Annotated in this window: 13 protein-coding genes; all 13 read left to right on the top strand. The window is 47.1% G+C overall.

Annotated features, from left to right (window positions below; all coding sequences use genetic code 11):
• Window positions 1-129 precede the first annotated feature (129 nt).
• The 13 genes from J2Z66_RS00390 to J2Z66_RS00330 all read left to right on the top strand — a co-directional run bounded on the left by J2Z66_RS00390 (window position 130) and on the right by J2Z66_RS00330 (window position 18,603).
• Entirely contained in the window at window positions 130-3,114 is a 2,985-nt protein-coding gene (locus J2Z66_RS00390) for an extracellular solute-binding protein (RefSeq protein WP_209968435.1), read from the top strand.
• Window positions 3,111-4,097 carry a carbohydrate ABC transporter permease gene (locus J2Z66_RS00385; RefSeq protein ID WP_209968433.1) on the top strand — a complete coding sequence of 329 codons (987 nt, stop codon included), beginning with the start codon at window positions 3,111-3,113 and terminating at the stop codon, window positions 4,095-4,097. Before J2Z66_RS00390 ends, J2Z66_RS00385 begins: the two co-directional genes overlap by 4 nt.
• A 2-nt stretch (window positions 4,098-4,099) precedes the next feature.
• Complete coding sequence (locus J2Z66_RS00380) at window positions 4,100-4,969, top strand: carbohydrate ABC transporter permease (protein ID WP_209968430.1); 870 nt, start codon at window positions 4,100-4,102, stop codon at window positions 4,967-4,969.
• Between the two features lie 11 nt (window positions 4,970-4,980).
• Window positions 4,981-7,074 carry a YIP1 family protein gene (locus J2Z66_RS00375; protein WP_209968429.1) on the top strand — a complete coding sequence of 698 codons (2,094 nt, stop codon included), beginning with the start codon at window positions 4,981-4,983 and terminating at the stop codon, window positions 7,072-7,074.
• Window positions 7,058-9,322 (top strand): DUF5696 domain-containing protein, encoded by a 2,265-nt coding sequence (locus J2Z66_RS00370; protein ID WP_209968426.1) that lies wholly within the window; start codon window positions 7,058-7,060, stop codon window positions 9,320-9,322. The genes J2Z66_RS00375 and J2Z66_RS00370 overlap by 17 nt, the downstream gene beginning before the upstream one ends.
• On the top strand, window positions 9,322-10,173 hold the full coding sequence (locus J2Z66_RS00365) for a carbohydrate ABC transporter permease (protein WP_209968423.1): 852 nt from the start codon (window positions 9,322-9,324) through the stop codon (window positions 10,171-10,173). Before J2Z66_RS00370 ends, J2Z66_RS00365 begins: the two co-directional genes overlap by 1 nt.
• Complete coding sequence (locus tag J2Z66_RS00360; RefSeq protein WP_209968421.1) at window positions 10,154-11,101, top strand: carbohydrate ABC transporter permease; 948 nt, start codon at window positions 10,154-10,156, stop codon at window positions 11,099-11,101. The genes J2Z66_RS00365 and J2Z66_RS00360 overlap by 20 nt, the downstream gene beginning before the upstream one ends.
• 168 nt (window positions 11,102-11,269) lie before the next feature.
• Window positions 11,270-12,637 carry an ABC transporter substrate-binding protein gene (locus J2Z66_RS00355; protein ID WP_209968418.1) on the top strand — a complete coding sequence of 456 codons (1,368 nt, stop codon included), beginning with the start codon at window positions 11,270-11,272 and terminating at the stop codon, window positions 12,635-12,637.
• Window positions 12,638-12,693: 56 nt separating this feature from the next.
• On the top strand, window positions 12,694-14,415 hold the full coding sequence (locus J2Z66_RS00350) for a putative phage tail protein (protein ID WP_209968416.1): 1,722 nt from the start codon (window positions 12,694-12,696) through the stop codon (window positions 14,413-14,415).
• A gap of 48 nt (window positions 14,416-14,463) precedes the next feature.
• Window positions 14,464-15,573 (top strand): sialidase family protein, encoded by a 1,110-nt coding sequence (locus tag J2Z66_RS00345; protein WP_209968413.1) that lies wholly within the window; start codon window positions 14,464-14,466, stop codon window positions 15,571-15,573.
• A 73-nt stretch (window positions 15,574-15,646) separates the two neighbouring features.
• Window positions 15,647-16,363 carry a hypothetical protein gene (locus J2Z66_RS00340; RefSeq protein ID WP_209968412.1) on the top strand — a complete coding sequence of 239 codons (717 nt, stop codon included), beginning with the start codon at window positions 15,647-15,649 and terminating at the stop codon, window positions 16,361-16,363.
• A gap of 87 nt (window positions 16,364-16,450) precedes the next feature.
• Window positions 16,451-17,452: an alcohol dehydrogenase catalytic domain-containing protein gene (locus J2Z66_RS00335; RefSeq protein ID WP_209968409.1), complete on the top strand. Its 1,002-nt coding sequence runs from the start codon at window positions 16,451-16,453 to the stop codon at window positions 17,450-17,452.
• Window positions 17,449-18,603 (top strand): alpha/beta hydrolase family protein, encoded by a 1,155-nt coding sequence (locus J2Z66_RS00330; protein ID WP_209968406.1) that lies wholly within the window; start codon window positions 17,449-17,451, stop codon window positions 18,601-18,603. Before J2Z66_RS00335 ends, J2Z66_RS00330 begins: the two co-directional genes overlap by 4 nt.
• Window positions 18,604-18,678 lie beyond the last annotated feature (75 nt).

Genomic DNA, 18,678 nt, shown 5'->3' with positions numbered 1-18,678 from the left:
ATAAACAGTATTGGCTGCAAAGACGGATGCTGTTCTTATGTTGTATTATAAGTCTACCAGGCGCATAAATACAAGAAGGGGTTGGAAAAACTGGAAGAGTTATAAAGTATAAGGGCAAGGTGATAGAAAATGAATATAATAAATAATTTTAACTCTAAAAGAACCATAATTGGACTTTCTATCTTTGCTTGTTTTCTGGCTATCTTCGTTGTTGAATTATTTGACACACAGTCTGCAGGTCAACAATTTGGGCAGCAGGTTAGCAGTGATGTGTTTCCTTCTGCACGCTGGAATGTTCCTGAGGAATCCCAGAATTCCACTCTGCCTTTGTACGGTAGACTGCTTGGACAATATGAGAAGATGGAGTACAAGGATTACTCAGGTCAGGAGCTTATTTATACTTCTGAAAGCGCATCAAGCCAAGCGGGTCTGGATAAAGGGATTGATGGGGAGCAGCGTGCTGCGGCAGTTACTAGAGGGGAAAATGGATGGATTGAATGGAAAGTGAATGTGAAGGAAACCGCACTTTATCAAATTGAATTGATGTATGATGCTTTTCCGGGTACGCGTTCGGCCATTCATTCCAGCTTAACGATTGATGGCAAGCAACCCTTTGAAGAAGCCAGCCGTTTCGTGTTTCCCCGGATCTGGGAAGACCAGAGGGGCCAGGAGGGCGCTCAACTGGACAATCAGGGCAATGAAATGCGGACACCACAAAAGGAAATTGCAGCTTGGCAGACTATACAGCTTGAGCACCCGGAGGCCTTATACAAAAGACCATACAAATTTTTGCTGGAAAGTGGTGTTCACACGATCCGGTTTGCCAATTTCAGTGAAGCGATGGCTATTGTTCAACTGACACTGAAACCACCGTTAAATCCTCCCCTTTACCAGGATGTACGGGAGGACTATCAAAAGCGTGATTTGCAGTCGGCTACTGATGGAATCATCAAGATTCAAATGGAGCATCCATCGTCTAAATCGGATCCGATCTTGCGCGCCGAATGGTCCGATGATGCCTTGGCCGAGCCGAGTGGAGTGAAAGAAATCCGTTTCAACACATTCGGCGGCGGGCGATGGATTCGGGGAGGGCAGTCCGCGACATGGAAGTTTGAGGTTCCAGAGGATGGTCTGTATAAAATTGGATTTCGATACAATGCTTCAGGAACGAATCCTGTAAGCCGGCGCATGATAGCGATTGACGGAAAGATTCCATTTATGGAAATGGAGGAATATGCTTTTCCGGCAGCCGAAGGCTGGCATGCGGATCCGCTGAAGGATGCAAACAATCAACCGTACCTGTTTTATTTGACCAAAGGCTCTCATTCAATGAGCATGAAGGCAGTATTGGGACCCTACCGGCAAATTATCCAGGATTTAAATGAAGTGGTTCAAGAATTAAGCTTACTGACGAGGGAAGTGCTGCAGGTGACGGCTTCCTCGCGTACAGCAGACGGTTCGATCCAGAGTGACCGCAACCGCGATTGGGAGCTGGAACAGCAAATACCGAATCTCATTGTAAGGTTGAGTAAAGCGCAGGAAGTGCTTCAAAGCAGTGAAGACAATGTGATTGAGCTAAACGGGGGGAAAAGGCCCTCCTATGTATCAGCGATTTCGGCGGGGATTGGTCTGTTGAATCAAGTGATTCATAATACGGAGCTGATACCGCAAAAATTAAACGAGCTCGGCAACATGCAGTCGGCAATCAGCAATGCCGCGATTACGATGAAGGAACAACCGCTGCAATTGGATTACATGCTTGTAAGCTCGCCAGAAGCGGTTTATGAACGCAGCACGAGTACATATGGGGAAAGCTTATGGATAGCAGCCGGCAGGTTTGTGCGATCCTTTACGAAGGATACTACGAAACTCGGAGGCATAAACACCGAATCGCAGACAATTGTCGAGGAAAAGCCGGCATTGAATGTATGGGTGGCCCGTGGACGGGAATGGGTAGAAATCATGAAGCAGATGATCGATGAAGATTTTACAGCAAGCACTGGCATACCGGTCCATATTAATACGGTACCAGGCGATGCGGAGCATTTGCTGCTGCTGGCTTATACAGCCGGGAAAGCACCGGATGTCGCGCTTGGCGTTGGTGCACGTATACCTGTGGAATTTGCCGTAAGAAATGCCATTTACGATCTGAATCAATTTGCGGATATCGATAGCATTAAGCAGAGATTTTTGCCCCAGGCTCTTATTCCTTATCAGTACACAGATGGACTGTATGCGCTTCCGGAGACTCAGGATTTCCAGATGTTATTTTATCGGACGGATATTCTGGAAGGCCTTGGTGTGAAACCTCCCCAGACATGGCAGGATATTTATGCGCTGATGCCAAAGCTGCTGGAAAATGATATGAGCTTCTATTATCCTGATGGCGTTGCCGGCTTCTATCCCTTTTTGTTCCAGAACCATGGAGAGGCCTATAAGGACGATGGAAGGAAATCGGGGCTGGATTCACCAGAAGCTTACCAGGCTTTCAAGGAATGGACGGACTTGTATAACAATTATAAGCTGCAAATGAAAGCGGACTTCTACCAGCGCCTCCGCACCGGGGAAATGCCGATCGGTATTGGCGGCTACGAGCTTTACGTTCGTTTGGCCACTGCTGCCCCTGAGCTGAAAGGGCGTTGGGCGATGATCCCCTTGCCGGGTAAAAGGCAAAGTGACGACACTATCAATCGCTCTGCCGGCGGCTCCAACAATACTGGAATCATTCTGAATGCAACGAAACACCCTGATGACGCCTGGGAGCTATTGAAGTGGTGGACATCGAAAGATGTACAGATTCGGTTCGGCAGTGAAGTGGAGGGTTTGATCGGCGTAGGCTCGCGATGGAATACGGCGAATGTCGAAGCGATGGAAGGGATGCCTTGGTCTGCCCCGGAGCTGGCCGCCATTATGGAACAATGGTCGTGGTTTAAGGAGCTGCCGGTAGTGCTTGGCGGATATTATACGGACCGCCACTTGATGAACGCATGGAACCGTACCGTGCTTCTGGGACAAAGTCCGAGGGTTGCGCTGGAGGATGCGGTGAAGGAAATTAATAAAGAGCTGCTGCGCAAACAAGAAGAATTTCATTCAGATGGAGGGAACGAGCCATGATGCCTGCGGCAGAAGTAAAGGTGAACGACATCCAAAAGAAGCCGCAAAGAGTATCCAGATGGGTTTCCCTTCGCTTGAACACCAAAGAACTCATCAAAGAAGTGTGGAAATTCAAAGCGTCCTATTTATTTTTATTTCCTTTCTATGTGCTTTTCATTTTGTTTGTTATCGTTCCTGTAGTCACTTCGGTGGCTTTGAGCTTTACCTATTACAATGTGCTGGAGCCGGCAACCTGGACAGGGTGGTCCAATTACAAGCTGCTGTTTGTCGATGACGACATTTTTATTACCTCCTTGAAAAACACCTTATATTTCGCCTTGGTAACCGGTCCGCTGAGCTTTTGCCTGGCTTTCTTCTTTGCTTGGCTGATTCATCAAATTCCGATGCGGATGCGCACGTTTTATACGACTGTATTTTATGTGCCATCGCTTACTAGCGGGGTAGCTATGACTGTCGTTTGGCTTGTTATATTTGCAAATGACAGCAACGGTTACTTGAACCAGTTTTTGATGCATTTCGGATTCATCCAGGAACCGATGCAATGGCTTCAGGATATTACCATGATTATGCCTGTCATCATTATCATATCGTTATGGATGAGCCTCGGAACCGCATTTCTTGCTTTTCTTGCCGGTTTTGAAACGATCAATCCGGATCTGTATGACGCAGGTAAAGTAGACGGCATTCGCTCCAGAATTCAGGAGCTGTGGTACATTACGATTCCAAGCATGAAGCCGCAGCTATTGTTTGGAGCAGTCCTTTCCATTGTGGGTTCTTTTAAAGTTGGCGAAATAAGCAAGGCTATTGCAGGTTTTCCAAGTCCCCTCAATGCCGGCTTGACAGTCATCCTGCATTTGCAGGATTATGCGGTTCTGCGCTATGAGATGGGCTACGCTTCGGCCATTTCCGTCGTCTTGTTTGTGCTCATCTTTGGAGCAGGCAGACTCTGCTTCAGACTTTTCCAATCGAAAGGGGAATTGTAACTATGAACTGGTTTTCCTCCCGATTGCGGCTGCGGAAGAAAGTGGATTACGGTCTTATCAGCATTATTTTGTTTCTCAGCTTTCTTGGTGCATTTATGTTCCTGCCATTGCTATTCTTGGTAAGCACCGCATTTAAACCGATGGAGGAACTGTTTCTGTATCCGCCCCGGTTTCTGGTTTCAAATCCGACGTTGGATAATTTCAAGCAGTTGATTCTTGCTACTTCCATGGACATGATTCCATTCACGAGATACGTATTCAACAGCTTGTTAGTGGTGGGTGTCACAGTCGTTTTCACCATCCTGCTCGGGTCACTCGCCAGCTATCCGCTGGCCAAACATAAATTTCCCGGACGCGGCTTTACTTTCAGCCTAATCGTCACTTCGCTGATGTTTGCTCCTGAAGTGGTGGAAATCCCGAGGTATCTGGTTGTGAATTATTTGGGCCTGGTTGATACGTACAGTGCATTGATTTTACCCAATCTTGCTTTTCCAATCGGATTGTTTTTGATGAAGCAGTTTTTGGAGCAGGTGCCGGATGAAATATTTGAAGCAGCCAAAATCGATGGTGCGAATGAGTGGACAATGTTTCTTAAAATTGCGCTGCCACTGATTCGTCCGGCATGGGTGACAGTCGTTATTTTAAGCTTTGTGGGCGTATGGAATGATGCTTCTTCTTCAACTCTGTTCACCCAGTCCGAAGCTATGAAAACACTTCCCTATTATATGTCAACGATTAATGGACAAGGGGCGGCGAGAATTGGCGCGAACGCTGCTGCGACTCTCCTGATGACACTGCCGGGCGTGTTGATCTTCGTGCTCTTTCAGCGCAAGGTAATGTCGACGCTAGCCTATTCTGGCATCAAGTCGTAAGGGGGTGAACTATGAATACCAGAAAACGCAAAATTCGATATTTTTGTTATCTGCAATTGTTCAGGAAAGCCATTCTACTGCTGTTCATTGGCCTTTTGCCTGGAATTTGGCAGCAAGAAGCACATGCGGAAACGAACTATTTCAACTATTACATGAATCCGGAGAACATGGTTTTACCCGTTCCGGCTCCTTATGAACCGGACCATTACTTCAATATGGCTCAGGAACCGGATGGTGCTATGAAAAATCCACAGGATCTGTTCATTGACACTAAGGATCATCTTTATATTGCGGATACAGGTAATCAGCGGATTCTTGCGGTCGATCGCTCCGGAGTCTTACTGAACATTATAGGCCAGGGGAAGCTGAATCAGCCAAACGGCGTTTTTGTAGATGACAACGAACAAGTATATGTGGCAGATACGGGAAATAAGCGTATAGCTGTATTTGCCGGGAATGGGGATTTTTTGCGGGAGTATCCGGCGCCTGCCTCTCCACTGCTGGGTAAAGATTTTGTTTACCAGCCGATCCGGGTCATAGTGGATTCACGGAATTATTTGTACGTCGTGAATAAAGGAAACCAGCAAGGACTTGTCATGCTGGACTCGGAAGGACAATTTCGCGGATTTTTCGGTGCCAACCGGGTACAAACAACATTCACGGACATGCTTCTGCGGCTTGTTTACACCAAGGAGCAAAGACGGGGGAACGTAGTGAAGCTGCCCTACTCCTTCAATAATGTGGTGCTATCTGACGATGGCTTTGTATATACAACGACAACAGGACTCAGCAGCAAGCAGGTGCGTAAATTAAATGCCGTCGGTAGTGATGTAATGCCGGGAGGAGGAAGGGATTATGCTGACCCTTCGCTGACAGATAAGACAAAGAAACAAAATTTTATGGATGCAGCGATCGATCAGTCGGGTAATATGACTGTACTTGATAAGGAGTATGGGCGTATGTATCAATATGATGTGAGTGGACGGATGTTGTTTGCATTCGGGGATCGGGGTTTCGATTTCGGCAAAAGTGCTTCGCCCGCTTCGATTGATGTCGATTCGCAAGGCGTGCTGTATGTGCTTGATGAGACAAAGAATGGCATACAGACGTATATGCCAACACGATTCACCAAGCTTGTGCATGAGGCGAATCAATTGTACAACGAGGGACGATATGAGCAAGCCGTGAAGCCTTGGAGTGAAGTTCTCAAGCTGAACAGTTATTACGAGCCGGCACTTCAGGCTATAGGTCAGTCTCTGCAGCGTCAGGGCAGAAATGCCGAGGCGATGCATTATTTTCAACAGGCGCATGATAAAGCTGGTTACTCTGATGCTTATCACGAAAAACGCAGACTCTTAGTCCGTACTCATTTCGAACAAGCAGCTACGCCAGCTGTGGCCGGCATAGCAGTCCTGTACATCCTGCTTCGACTCATGCGGAGCAAAGGGATTTCCATCAAAAAATGGCTGGCCGCATCTCCATTAGGATGGTTCCGGCTGCCGATATGGGTGATGTTTCACCCTGTTCAAGGCTTCGAAGCGCTGCGTTACGAGAACAAAGGGCGGGTCCGTGATGCGTTTATACTTGTAATTCTCTACTTGGCGGTCAAAGTGATGAGCATAGCCTTCGTTGGCTTCCTGTATGAGGATCAGCAGATCGCCTTTGTAGATTGGACGAATGTGGTGCTCGTATCCATTGTACCTTGGCTGTTGTGGAGTATTTGCAACTACGGGTTGACAACGATCTCAGGAGGCGAAGGTCGATTCAGAGACGTACTGGTGGGAACTGCATACTGTTTGACACCCTGGATCATTTGTTCGCTCCCGCTGGCCTTGCTTTCACGTATATTGACCTTGCAGGAACAAAATTTTTATGAGTTATTTGAGCGGGCTATGAATGTCTGGGTATTGATCTTGTTATTTTTCAAGGTAAAAGAGACTCACGATTACAGTGTGGGCAAAACCTTATGGATCATGTTCAGTACTTTGGTCGGTTGTCTGGCGGTGTCTGGCTTGTTCCTGATTATTACCGGCATGTCGGCACACATTATCGAATTTGTCAGGCAGCTTGTTAAGGAGGTGATAGGCCTTGGCTTTCAGAAGTAATATCACGAGACTAGGAAGCAAATGGGCTGCCTTGTTGCTCTTTCTCCTTCTTTTTTCCTGGTTGATTTGGAGTGTGGTGCAGTCGGATGAACGATCTCTTCAATTCGCATCAACAGCCTCTTCCGATCAGGCACCCATGAAGCCCACAGGGGGAGAAATTCCGATTGAGGGAAAGCTGCAAACGGTCGCTGAAGATGAAACTTTGAAGTTGACGGTGGATCTCACCAACCAGTTGTTTATGATTACCGATAAGCGAAATGGCATGCAGTGGCGCAGCAGTCCACTTACATCCGGGCAGCAGGATATAAATCCATTAGGGGAACAAATCGCGGCCTCGCCGTTCGCCATCGCCTACAGCAAAAATGGCAAGGATGAAATATCCACAAGCTTGCTTACAGAGAAGGCTGAGTGGACAGCTTATCCCATTTCAAACGGAATTCAACTTCTATATAACATAAAAAGCATTGGGATTTCATTTATTGCCGAGTTCACCTTGATCGATGGAGCCTTTCATATCCGCATACCGGAGCAGGGGATCAAAGAAGAGGAGCAAAGCCTGTTAACGAACATTCAGGTGTTTCCCTTCATAGCTTCAGCCAGACAGGGAGATGCAGGCTACATGGTGATTCCAGATGGATCTGGAGCGATTACCTATTTTAACCGCAGCCATCCCAATTTTAATGAAACAGGTTACAGCAAATGGGTATACGGATCAGATCCGGCCTTTGAGCAGATGACGAAACCGCTGATTAGCCAGCGTATCACCCTGCCTGTATTTGGCTTGATTAAGGAAGAGGGAGGATTCATCGCCCGAATCGTACAGGGAGCTTCCGATGCTCAGGTTGTTGTAAGCCCGCCCGGTGTTCTTAATCTGAATTATTATCGTGGAGGTCTTAAATTCGTTTACAGAAAAAGCTATGCGATCCAGACGAAAAAAGATGCTATACCTGTCAAACGGATTGAAAAGAACAGGATCGCTGGCGACAGAGAAATCCGCTTTGATTTTGTAGCCAAGACGAATGCAAGCTATGCCGATCTGGCAGAAACGCTCCGCAAGCAGTACGAGTCGGAATGGGGCTTGTTCAAGCAGACGGCAAACGCACCACTTATACGTGTATTCACTGGAGCCGAAAGCCGCAGTGACACCTTGCTTCAGAAGATGAACGTCACTTCGACTTTCGCTGAAATGATTCAAATGGGTGAGGCTTTCAGGCAGCAGGGCATAGCCGACTTTGCATTCAGTGTTGCGGGGTGGTATCAGGACGGTTTGTATGGCAAGCTTCCCGGGAGCTTGTCAGCGGACAGCCGTTTTGGAGGGGATGATGGATTGAAGCAGCTGCTGACATGGGGTGAGCAACAGAGTGTACCGATTTCCCTGGAGCATGATGGTCTGGATATTTACCACAAGGAGAAGAACGGAGTTACCTTGCGCCAAGATGCGGTGCGACAACCGAATGGTGAGCTATATACGTATCATCCGATCAAACCTTCAGGTGATTATTACAGTGTGGAATGGCATTTGCTGAGTCCACGTGTGGAGGAGCAGAAATACCGTAAGGGATTGATGGATAAATGGGATGAGATCGGTCTTCAAGGCGTGGATCTGCGTTATGTTGGCGATACGTTGTTTAGCGATTACAATCCCGAGGAGCCACTTCGACGCCTGGATACAGCCAATTATTACAGGAGCTGGATCAAGGAGTCAGCGAGCAGGCTGGGACAGGCAAGCATATTTTACGGATATGATTATGCTGCCCAATTTGCCGATCGCATACTTGAGACTCCAATGGATACATCGAGCGACTATTTGCTTGATGAGGCGATTCCGTTGCTTCAAATGGTGTATCACGGCCTCCGTCCCTACTATTCGATTCCAGTGAATCGTGGCAGTGATCCGCAAAAGCAATTGCTGCGCTCGCTGGAATTCGGAGGCATTCCCAGCTATGAATTAACGTTCCGTTCCTCCATCGATTTGAGCTTTACTTATTACGACCGTCTGTTCAGCTCCCAATATGAAGACTGGATGCCGGAAATTCAGAAGGCTTATGAGATGTGGAAGGCCATATTGCAGCCCCTGCAGGAATTGCCGATGATAGAACATCAAAAAATAACAGAACACGTATTTCGTACGACTTATGCGGACGGTACGGTGGTCTGGGTGAATTATGGTGAACAGCCGTTTTCACCAGAGTCTGGAATCACCATAAAAGCGCTGGATTATGTGATGCGGAAAGGAGATGGTTGGTGATGGGGGCAATAAGGCAGGGCACGGATCAGGGTGGCAAGAAACGATTCATTACTTATGAAAGACGAAGGATGTTTGAAGGCATAGGATTCATTTCATTATGGCTCCTCGGGGTTCTCTGCTTTATGCTGTACCCGTTGGCCACTTCTCTGAAAATCAGCTTTACGAAATCTACTTTAGCCGATCTTTTTAATGGTGAATTTGTTGGATTCGCGAATTACAAGGCAGTCCTTGTGGATCCGGTCTATAGCCAAATTTTTGCCGAAACTTTGCTTCATGCAGGGATGGATATACCGATTATTGTGATGTTTTCACTTTTTGTCGCCGTGCTGCTCAATCATGCACTTCTCGGAAGAACTTATTTCCGGGCGCTCTTTTTCTCGCCAGTCATCTTGTCGGGAGTTGTGATGGGGTTTTTGCTTAATCAACAGGTCGGTGACATTACTATGTTTGACCAACTGGGGACCGGTGAACTGATGAGTCGGATAGGCCTGCTTATGTGGCGCAGCAGCGTGGAAATACTTATATTCCTTGGTGGGCTGCAGGGAATCCCGCGCTTGCAGTATGAGGCTGCGGAAGTAGACGGGGCTACCGCATGGGAATGTTTTTGGCTGATTACGCTGCCCTACTTGTCACCTGTCATTTTACTAAATGTTATTTATGCAACGATTGATTCCTTTATCGATCCTTTGAACGAATTAATGGTGAAGATTAAAGATATCGCTTTTTATGGTTTGAATTTCGGCAATGCCTCTGCGCTCGGCTGGATGTACTTTGTCGTTGTTTTACTCTTTGTAGCCATTGTCATCAGCTTGGGGAGGAGGTTTGTATACTATGGCGGAGACCGGACGTAACGGCGCGGTCAGGCGAGCTGGATTTCATAAGAATATGGCATTAAACCGTTATATGCGTCAAGGAAAACGGGTATTGCTCAAAGTCCTGATTTATGCAGCACTTTTTGAGCTTTCGTTCCTGTTTCTGCTTCCGTTGATTTATATTTTGTCCAATTCTGCGAAATCGATTGAAGATTATCTCGATGCAACGGTGATGCTGATCCCTAATGCCGTTCATTGGCTGAACTATCAGGAAGCGGTAAAGGTGCTACAGTATTGGCCATCACTGAAAAATACATTGGAAATCGTCATTCCTTCCAGTATTGGGCAGCTGCTATCTTGCGCTTTAACCGGATACGGCTTCGCACGCTATCATTTTCCGGGTAAAGGTATGTTGTATGTGATCCTGCTGATCGGTCTGATTGTGCCGCCACAAACGATCATCATTTCACTATACTCATTGTTCCATCAGTTAGGCTGGCTGAACAGCAATCTGCCTTTCACGGTTCCTGCCTTTTTCGCCCAAGGCCTTCGGGGGTCGCTCTTTATTCTAATTTTTTTACAGTTTTTCCGCACCTTGCCGCGTGAGATGGAAGAGGCTGCTCGGGTTGACGGTGCTGGTTCCTTTCGTGTTTTTTTCCAGATTATGCTTCCATTAGTGAAGCCCGCTATCGTTCTTGTTGGGGTTTTCTCATTTATTTGGCATTGGAATGACTCTTTTGAACCGTCCATTTATTTCAGCAGTATGGAGAGCACGACGATTGCTACCGTTTTGAATGCTTTGATCTATGCTAATAGCAATATAAACGGAATTATACCGTCCGATTATGTAAATGAGCCTATTCTTTTTGCCTGCTGCCTATTACTGGTGTTTCCTTTATTCGTTCTCTATATTTTTGCCCAGCGGTTTCTGACGGAAGGGGTGGAAAGAACCGGATTGGTTGAATAGACCAAGCGGGATAGCTGCGAAGCATGAGCTGTGAAGGAACAATATGCAGCAAGAGTAGAGCCTTAAAGGAGGTGGTTGTATAAAAAAAATCATTTAAAATCGGGTTTCTGAAAAGAAAGCATAAGTACTTTTTTTTGGAAAAGAAAATAAGAAATTTGGAGGGTTCAGATGAAAACCAGGTTTAGTCAATGGACAGTAGTTACCATGGTCGTGATGCTTATGCTGCTGACGGCGTGCTCCGGGGGAAGCGAGAAGCCAGCTGCAGAATCACCGAAAGTGACAGAGAATAAAGGTGCAGAGGCGACGGAAACACCGAAAGTAGAAGTTAAAAAAGATCCGGTTGAGCTCCGTTTTACGGTTATTAATGATGGCGAAGCGAAGAATGTTGAACCGATTGTTGAGGCATTCCACAAAAAGTATCCCTATGTTACGGTGAAGGTTGAGACTTTACCAGATTATAATGCTGCAGTAATTACGAAGGCTGCTTCTGGTGATCTGGGGGATGTGTTCCAAGTTCTTGACACGCAATTACAGAATTTTGTGGCAAATAAAATTTTGTATCCATTAGATGATTATTTAAGCGCTAATCAATTTAAGTTCGATGATATTTATCCAGCTATGCTGAGGTTATCACAAGTGGATGGGAAAACGTATATACTTCCCCGTGATTACAACCATATTGTCATTTATGTCAATACTACGCTGCTAAAGAATGAAGGCATTCCGATGCCGGGCAATGATTGGAAATGGGATGACTTTGTAAATATTCTGAAGCAAACGACCAAAAAAGATAGCTCTGGTCAATTTATTCAGGGAGGGCCCATCGTTGATCCGTTCTTCGAAGCTCAGTGGACCGGGATCGTTCGAGGTCACAACGGTTCTTTAGTGGACGAGGAGAACAAGAAGGTTACGCTCTCCGATCCCAAGGTCCTTCAGTCGCTGAAGGAATACTTCGACCTGTTCAAGGAGGGGTATATGTTTGACGCCTGGTCCAAGGAGCTGCCAAAGGTGGATTGGACAGAGGGGAAATCTGCTTTCATGATTGCAGTAAGGCCAGGCATCATGAGTATTGAGGAATGGGCGGCAACAGCAGGATTCGAGTGGGATGTGCTTCCCTTCCCGGAGCTGCCGGAACGGCGGGCGGTTGGTTCAGGAATGAGCGGTTATGGGGTATTTGCCAAATCCAAGCATACGGAGGAAGCCGCTGCCTTGGTCAGCTTCATTACAAGCGAGGAAGGGCAAAAGCAATTTGAAACGTCGGGCAACTCCATTCCGGTATTGAAATCGATGGCAAACAGCCAAGTTTGGAGAGACCTTCCTGTCCCGGGGAAAAATATGGATGCCTTCGTTATATATCCCGAAGCGGATGTGGTATCCGAATTAATAACGGAGCTGCCGCTTGAAGTGGCTAGTATTGTAAGAAGTAAGCTGCGTGAAGGGTTTAATAAGTATATAGACAATTCATCTTCGCTTGAGGATGCGATGAAAGCAGTTGACGAGCAGGCTAATGCGAAATGGAAAGAGCTAAGCAAATAACAGAAGGCACCCCTACTCCAAGAGGTTGATCACTTATACCAAGGAGGAATTTAATAATGCCAAATGATGAGAAAAGTTTGCTGAGTAGAAGAAAATTGTTGGTCTCTATGGGGATGGCAGGTACAGCGATGGTTGCTGGTGGGTTGCTTCAGTCCACAGCGTTTGCATCTCCTTCTGTGACAGAGGCGGTGTACGGGAACCAGGGGGAGGGGGAGGAGGAGAAGAAAAAGAAGAAGAATTTGAATGGCTGTGATTGCTGTGTACAGCTTGCAACGATAGCTGAACTGCGGGCAAAAACCAATGCGCAGCCAGATGATATTTATTATGTAACCAACCATGGACAGGAAGGGCATTTTTACTACGATTCCACAGATTCTACTTCACTGGATAATACGGGAACCGTTCTTGTTTCAGTCTCCGGGGCAAGATTCAAAAGGATTTATGAGGGCGAATTGAATATTCAATGGTTTGGAGCCAAAGGGGATGGTGTCACTGATGATACGCAAGCTGTCCAAGCTTGTTTTGATACCGCGAAGTATGGGACCATTTTCATTCCCGAAGGCACTTTTATCCTTACATCACCCATAATTGTGCCGGAAGGAACTTCTATACGCGGTAATGGATATGAATCCAAGCTTAGAGCGATAGCTTGCGATTGCCTGTCATTTGCCATATCGAACATTATTTCGCCTATCGTTGTAGAGAAATTCGCCATATTCGGTGATCAAGCGGATGATTATGCAGCCATTAAAGTAGCAGGCTCAGCAAATACAGCGCATAGAACTACCGGTATTACCTTCAGCAATATTTATATTTCTTTTTATGGTACAGGAATGAGCTTGAGAAGTTTATGGCATTCAAGGATATATGGATGTTACATCAATAATGTTTTTGCGGGGATAAATGTGCATGGACAATGTGTGAAAAATGTGATAGACAGCTGCCAGATTACAAGGGGAACGGGTACGATTACGGGTACCGGAGATTCAATGGCGATATCTGTGGATGCGGGCTTTGATTATGATCCTGGCGGAACGACTATACATAGGCCTGAGGATCTGATCATAACCAAAACGCTTACCTATGGTTTTGATATTGGTGTCAATTGGAGAAGTTGCTTATATGGCAGTATATCGGATTGTGACCTGGACGCCTGCTTGAAGTATGGTATTCAGTACGTTCAAGCGGATGGAGGTCTAACGATCAGGAACAATTACATCGCATTGCTTTTAGAGAATGCATTGGGAGCCATATCCGCTATTAATTTAAGTGTGCCTGGAAGTAGTGCCTTTTGCAGCATTGAGAACAACAATATAACACATTACAGCGTTGAGGCGAACTCAGAATGTATCGGAATTCGTCTTGGATGGAATCAGGATAATACGATTATCCAAGGTAACCGTATTACCGGGATGAAGAAATATGATATTTTCGTGGAAGCCTGTGAAAATGTGAATATATCCAGCAACACCTTGCTCTCAGATGTAACCACTTCTATATATGTAAGCATCATGACTGGTGTTGTCTACATGAATGAAAACCGAATGAGCGGCAGCATGTTTTGTCATCCTGCCAACGAGAAAGTGGTTGTGAACAGCGTCTATGTCAGAAATTTACTGCCGACTACGGCCAGCACATGGAAAAAGGGGGATACCGTTTACAATTCGGATCTTACCTTGATTAGCGGTCTATATTATGTACTCAGTTGGTTGCGATTGACGGATGGTACGGGTGACGTGCTAGGTACGGATTGGGTTGAAAATCGTATTAACATCTAGTAAATATTAGTTAATATCAATTTGAACGATTTGAAGGAGTTGAAAGATTTGCTCAAACATGCAGGAAGTGTTGTATTGGATTTGCGTACAGGTCCGAACAACGCGCGCAACAGCGAGGGAGCATTCCTCGACATGAAGGATGGCAGACTGATGTTCGCCTACAGCCGATATACCGGGAATTCAACCGATGATCACGCAGAGGCGTGCGTTGCTGCCCGCTATTCCGCGGATAAAGGCAATACTTGGTCGGAGGATGTGATCTTAGCCAGATCGGAAGATCATGGCACTCTACAAAACATTATGAGTGTTTCACTCCTTCGGATGCTGGATGGCGACATTGGACTGTTCTATGTGCTTCGTTATGGCTTTCACGACACACGTCTTCATCTCAGGAGGTCAACTGACGAAGGAGAGACATGGAGCGACCCAGTGTGCTGTGTGCCCGGGCAAGGCTATTATGTAACAAACAATGACCGCGTCGTACGTCTGTCTTCTGGAAGGCTCGTTGTCCCAGCCTCATTTCACAGGATGAAAGGGGATATTTCGGATCCGAGTGCATTTATGTCATTTTTCGATTTCAGGGCTATCGTTTACTTTTTCTTGTCAGATGATGATGGGTTGACCTGGCGGGAAGCAAAGAATTTTTCTACCCTGGAATCGGCGAATTGCTGGAGCGGCCTGCAGGAGCCGGGTATCATCGAACTGAACAATGGGGTGTTGTGGAGCTGGGCCCGCACCGATTTGGGCCGTCAATACGAAATGTTTTCAATGGACGGAGGGGAAACCTGGGGAGCGCCGCAGCCTTCCCGATTTACATCGCCATGTTCGCCATTGTCCATGAAACGCATGCCTCACTATGGTCATTTACTGGCGATTTGGAATCCAGTGCCGGACTATGAAACCAGGCAAACCAAGGAACAGTTCAGGCTGGGAAGCACATACGGCTTGATGGCCGGTGGACGCGCGCCTTTGATCGGAGCGATTAGCAAGGACGACGGAAAGACGTGGGGAGACCATTTCCTGGTGGAGACGGAGGAGGCTGGCGATTGTAGTTATCCGGCGATCTTTTTTACCGATGAAGCTGTGCTGCTAGGCTATTGGGTTAATGCCGGTGCCAGGGTACGGAAAATAAATATCTCAGAGATAATCAAAGAATAAATCGTTAAGGGGACGGCGGTTGAGAAAAATCTCGACCGTCTGCCGAAATCAATGGAAAAGAGGTAGACGATATATGCAACCAATTCAATACAACTCATCATTTATTACAGGCAAGTGGTCGGAAAACTCGGTACGTTTTTGGGTGGAATCCCGCACTCGCTTTATCGATGAGCAATCTGGACGTTCGGAAGATTATTACCAATGCGGTTCCTGTAAAAGTGAAGATACATTTGCCGAGAACAACTTGTTTTATGAGGACAACTATGATTTTACACCTGTATTCGGGCCGGAGTACGGCATCGTATTCAGACGGCATGCCTATCTAACTGGAACTTACAAGCTTTGTCCGGAAGCTGTGAATATGTGGGGAGGGCAAACGTATAGACTGAAGGAGCCTGCTGTTTGCCGATTGTTGAACACAAACGAAGAGATTCGCAACGCGACAAATGAAGGATGGATGCTGGTTGCACAAACGGAAATTAGCAATCCGGACTTAGGACTAAAGGCTATTATCGAATATCCGGTAAAGACGATGAACATTCATAATGAGAAAAATTTATATCAAGTCGATACGGGCCCTGTTTGTTTGCCGGATCTTACGAGAAATTACGATCGCGCCGCGGATTCGATCCGTCTGGCTTATGTCGCTTTCAATGCTCCTCATTTTGCCGATTTTGTCGTGGAGCAGCCGACGCCGATTGTCGCGGACGGTAATGAAATATGTAAAGTCAATCATTATTCCGGCCCCATCAGTTTGACAGCGAGCAACAGGCTGTTTGCGATTGAATAGGAGCAAGCAGGTACAGGTTCAAAGAGGAACGGCGGCTCAGGGAAAACCTTGGCCGCCTGTCTCTTTGAATGCTAAAGGAGGTATTGTATGAAAGCAAAGGCTGTTGTATTTACGGATAAGCTTCAAGTGAGCTTTCAAGATATTGAGATTCCCGAGCTCGGTAGTGATCAAGTGTTGATAGAAGTGGAATATTCTTGGATCAGCATTGGAACGGAATCTTCCTTCCTGCGAAAGGAACGAATTTCAGGAGAGGTTATGTACAAAGAAGGAGATCCATCGCCTTTTCCACATGTGCCTGGATACCAAAAGGTAGGTGTGATTCAAGCGGTTGGGGCAGATGTACACGGACTTGCTGTGGGCGAACGGGTATTCACCTCATTGAGTATGGTGATGGGCATGGTATTTCCTTATGCCGGTCATGTCAGTCTAGCTGTTACGCATGCGAGTCAGGTATGGAAGCTGCCCGAGGGATGCGATCCGATCACGTACTCCGGGCTTGTATTGACACAAGTCGGCTATAACTGTGGATTTCGGGCCCCCATACAGCCGGGTGACTTCGCTGTGGTGATCGGCGATGGTCTGGTTGGCCAGTGGACTGCGCAAACTTTGCTGCATCGCGGCGCCCGGGTTGCTGTGCTTGGCCGCCATGATGAGCGCCTTGGCTATTTGCCTAAAACGATTCACGGCATCAACACGCAGAAGAAATCAGCTTCTGATGCGTTGTCAGCATATAACGGAATTAAAATCGTCGTGGATACTGTAGGGGATATGGCTACCTTCCGTAAGATACAGCCCATGATGAAGTACAACAGCCATTTCATCTCCGCAGGATTCCTGGGGGAAACTGGGGTGCTTAACATTCAGTCGCTCCGTGAGCAGGAGATAACTCTTCATTGTCCGTCTGGATGGGATAAAGCGCGGATGGATGCGACCTTGGAAGGAATTGAAGAAGGATGGCTGAAGACGGAGCCTCTTATTACACACCGATTTCCTGCAGAGCAAGCGGATGAGGCTTGGAAACTTATTCTTGATAAGAAAAAAATGTGCTTAGGGGTTGTATTGGTATGGAAGGGGAGTAGATTGGTATGAAACAAAACGGCAATAAGCGACCTTCCCAGGGTCCATTGTATACCGGGCCATGGGACCTGGAAGCGCTGCAGCAAAGCCCTGCTATAGAATGGGGTGCAGAGGTTGATTATCCAGGTTATACATTGAAGCAGCTTTACTACACAGGTGAGTGCTATCGCGGACAGCCGACGCGAGTTTTTGCTTACTATGCGGTTCCGAAGGGGATAGCTGGCAAAGCCCCAGCAATCGTTCTCCTTCATGGCGGCGGGGGAAGAGCATTCGCTGATTGGGCCGGACAATGGGCAGAGCGGGGATATGTTGCGATTGCGATGGATCTGTATGGCAATGGCCCTGATGGCGAGAGGATGGCTGATGGCGGGCCGGCCCAGGGTGTCTTCGAGATCTTCAAGGTACCCTTAACGGATATGTGGGAATATCATGCTGTCTCCAATGTGATTCTCGCCGTGACCGTCATAGCGGCACAGCCTGAGGTGGATGAGACGACAATCGGAATGATGGGCATCTCCTGGGGCGGTTATGTGGCTGATATTGCTACCAGCTTTGATCAGAGGTTGGCTTATGTCATGTCAGTTTATTCGGCAGGCAGCTTCGCCACAGGTTCCTGCTGGATGGCGGAGCTGGAGAAGCTGGGGGCAAGTGGGCTTCAGGCATGGGAGGAGCAATTCGAAATCATGTCTTACATGGGCCAATCGACCATTCCGACTTTCCGTGCCACAGGTACGAAAGACAATTGTTTTTATTTGCATAATTGGCAGCAAACCTATGAGGCAGCAAAGGGCGAGCGGACACTAAGGCTCGCTAATGGCTGGCAGCACGGTTATACTGTGCCTTGGGAAGCGCAGGAATTCTTCACATATGCCGACTCTCGGGCAAGAGGGGGGACGCCCTTGGCGGCCATCACAGCCCTAAGGATAGCAGATAATGAGGCAGGGGCAAGCTATAGCAGCTCCAGTCAAATCAAGCGAGTAAATTTTGTCTATTCATCTGATACAGCTTCTTGGCCGGACCGACTATGGCATGAGCAAGAGGCGAAGCATGATGCGAATCGCCGGGCATTCTCAAGTCACTTGCCTCCGGGGGTGACGGCATATTTCTTTACCCTGGAAGATGACAGAGGCAATGTCGTCAGTTCGGACCTCGTTATTCTGTAGCGGTCCAATAAACGAAGGAAAGCATCTACCGTGCAGCAAGAACGTAAGGACAAGGCAACGAAATTGGAGGGTGGG

The sequence above is a fragment of the Paenibacillus eucommiae genome, assembly GCF_017874215.1.
In the GTDB taxonomy this organism is placed as follows: Bacteria; Bacillota; Bacilli; order Paenibacillales; family NBRC-103111; genus Paenibacillus_AI; species Paenibacillus_AI eucommiae.
This window is presented reverse-complemented; position numbering and strand designations above follow the sequence as displayed.

What these genes read in the sequence shown, in the direction of transcription:
- J2Z66_RS00390 (WP_209968435.1), top strand. Translation starts at nt 130, where the DNA reads ATGAATATAATAAATAATTTTAACTCTAAAAGAACCATAATTGGACTT.
- J2Z66_RS00385 (WP_209968433.1), top strand. Translation starts at nt 3,111, where the DNA reads ATGATGCCTGCGGCAGAAGTAAAGGTGAACGACATCCAAAAGAAGCCG.
- J2Z66_RS00380 (WP_209968430.1), top strand. Translation starts at nt 4,100, where the DNA reads ATGAACTGGTTTTCCTCCCGATTGCGGCTGCGGAAGAAAGTGGATTAC.
- J2Z66_RS00375 (WP_209968429.1), top strand. Translation starts at nt 4,981, where the DNA reads ATGAATACCAGAAAACGCAAAATTCGATATTTTTGTTATCTGCAATTG.
- J2Z66_RS00365 (WP_209968423.1), top strand. Translation starts at nt 9,322, where the DNA reads ATGGGGGCAATAAGGCAGGGCACGGATCAGGGTGGCAAGAAACGATTC.
- J2Z66_RS00360 (WP_209968421.1), top strand. Translation starts at nt 10,154, where the DNA reads ATGGCGGAGACCGGACGTAACGGCGCGGTCAGGCGAGCTGGATTTCAT.
- J2Z66_RS00355 (WP_209968418.1), top strand. Translation starts at nt 11,270, where the DNA reads ATGAAAACCAGGTTTAGTCAATGGACAGTAGTTACCATGGTCGTGATG.
- J2Z66_RS00350 (WP_209968416.1), top strand. Translation starts at nt 12,694, where the DNA reads ATGCCAAATGATGAGAAAAGTTTGCTGAGTAGAAGAAAATTGTTGGTC.
- J2Z66_RS00340 (WP_209968412.1), top strand. Translation starts at nt 15,647, where the DNA reads ATGCAACCAATTCAATACAACTCATCATTTATTACAGGCAAGTGGTCG.
- J2Z66_RS00335 (WP_209968409.1), top strand. Translation starts at nt 16,451, where the DNA reads ATGAAAGCAAAGGCTGTTGTATTTACGGATAAGCTTCAAGTGAGCTTT.
- J2Z66_RS00330 (WP_209968406.1), top strand. Translation starts at nt 17,449, where the DNA reads ATGAAACAAAACGGCAATAAGCGACCTTCCCAGGGTCCATTGTATACC.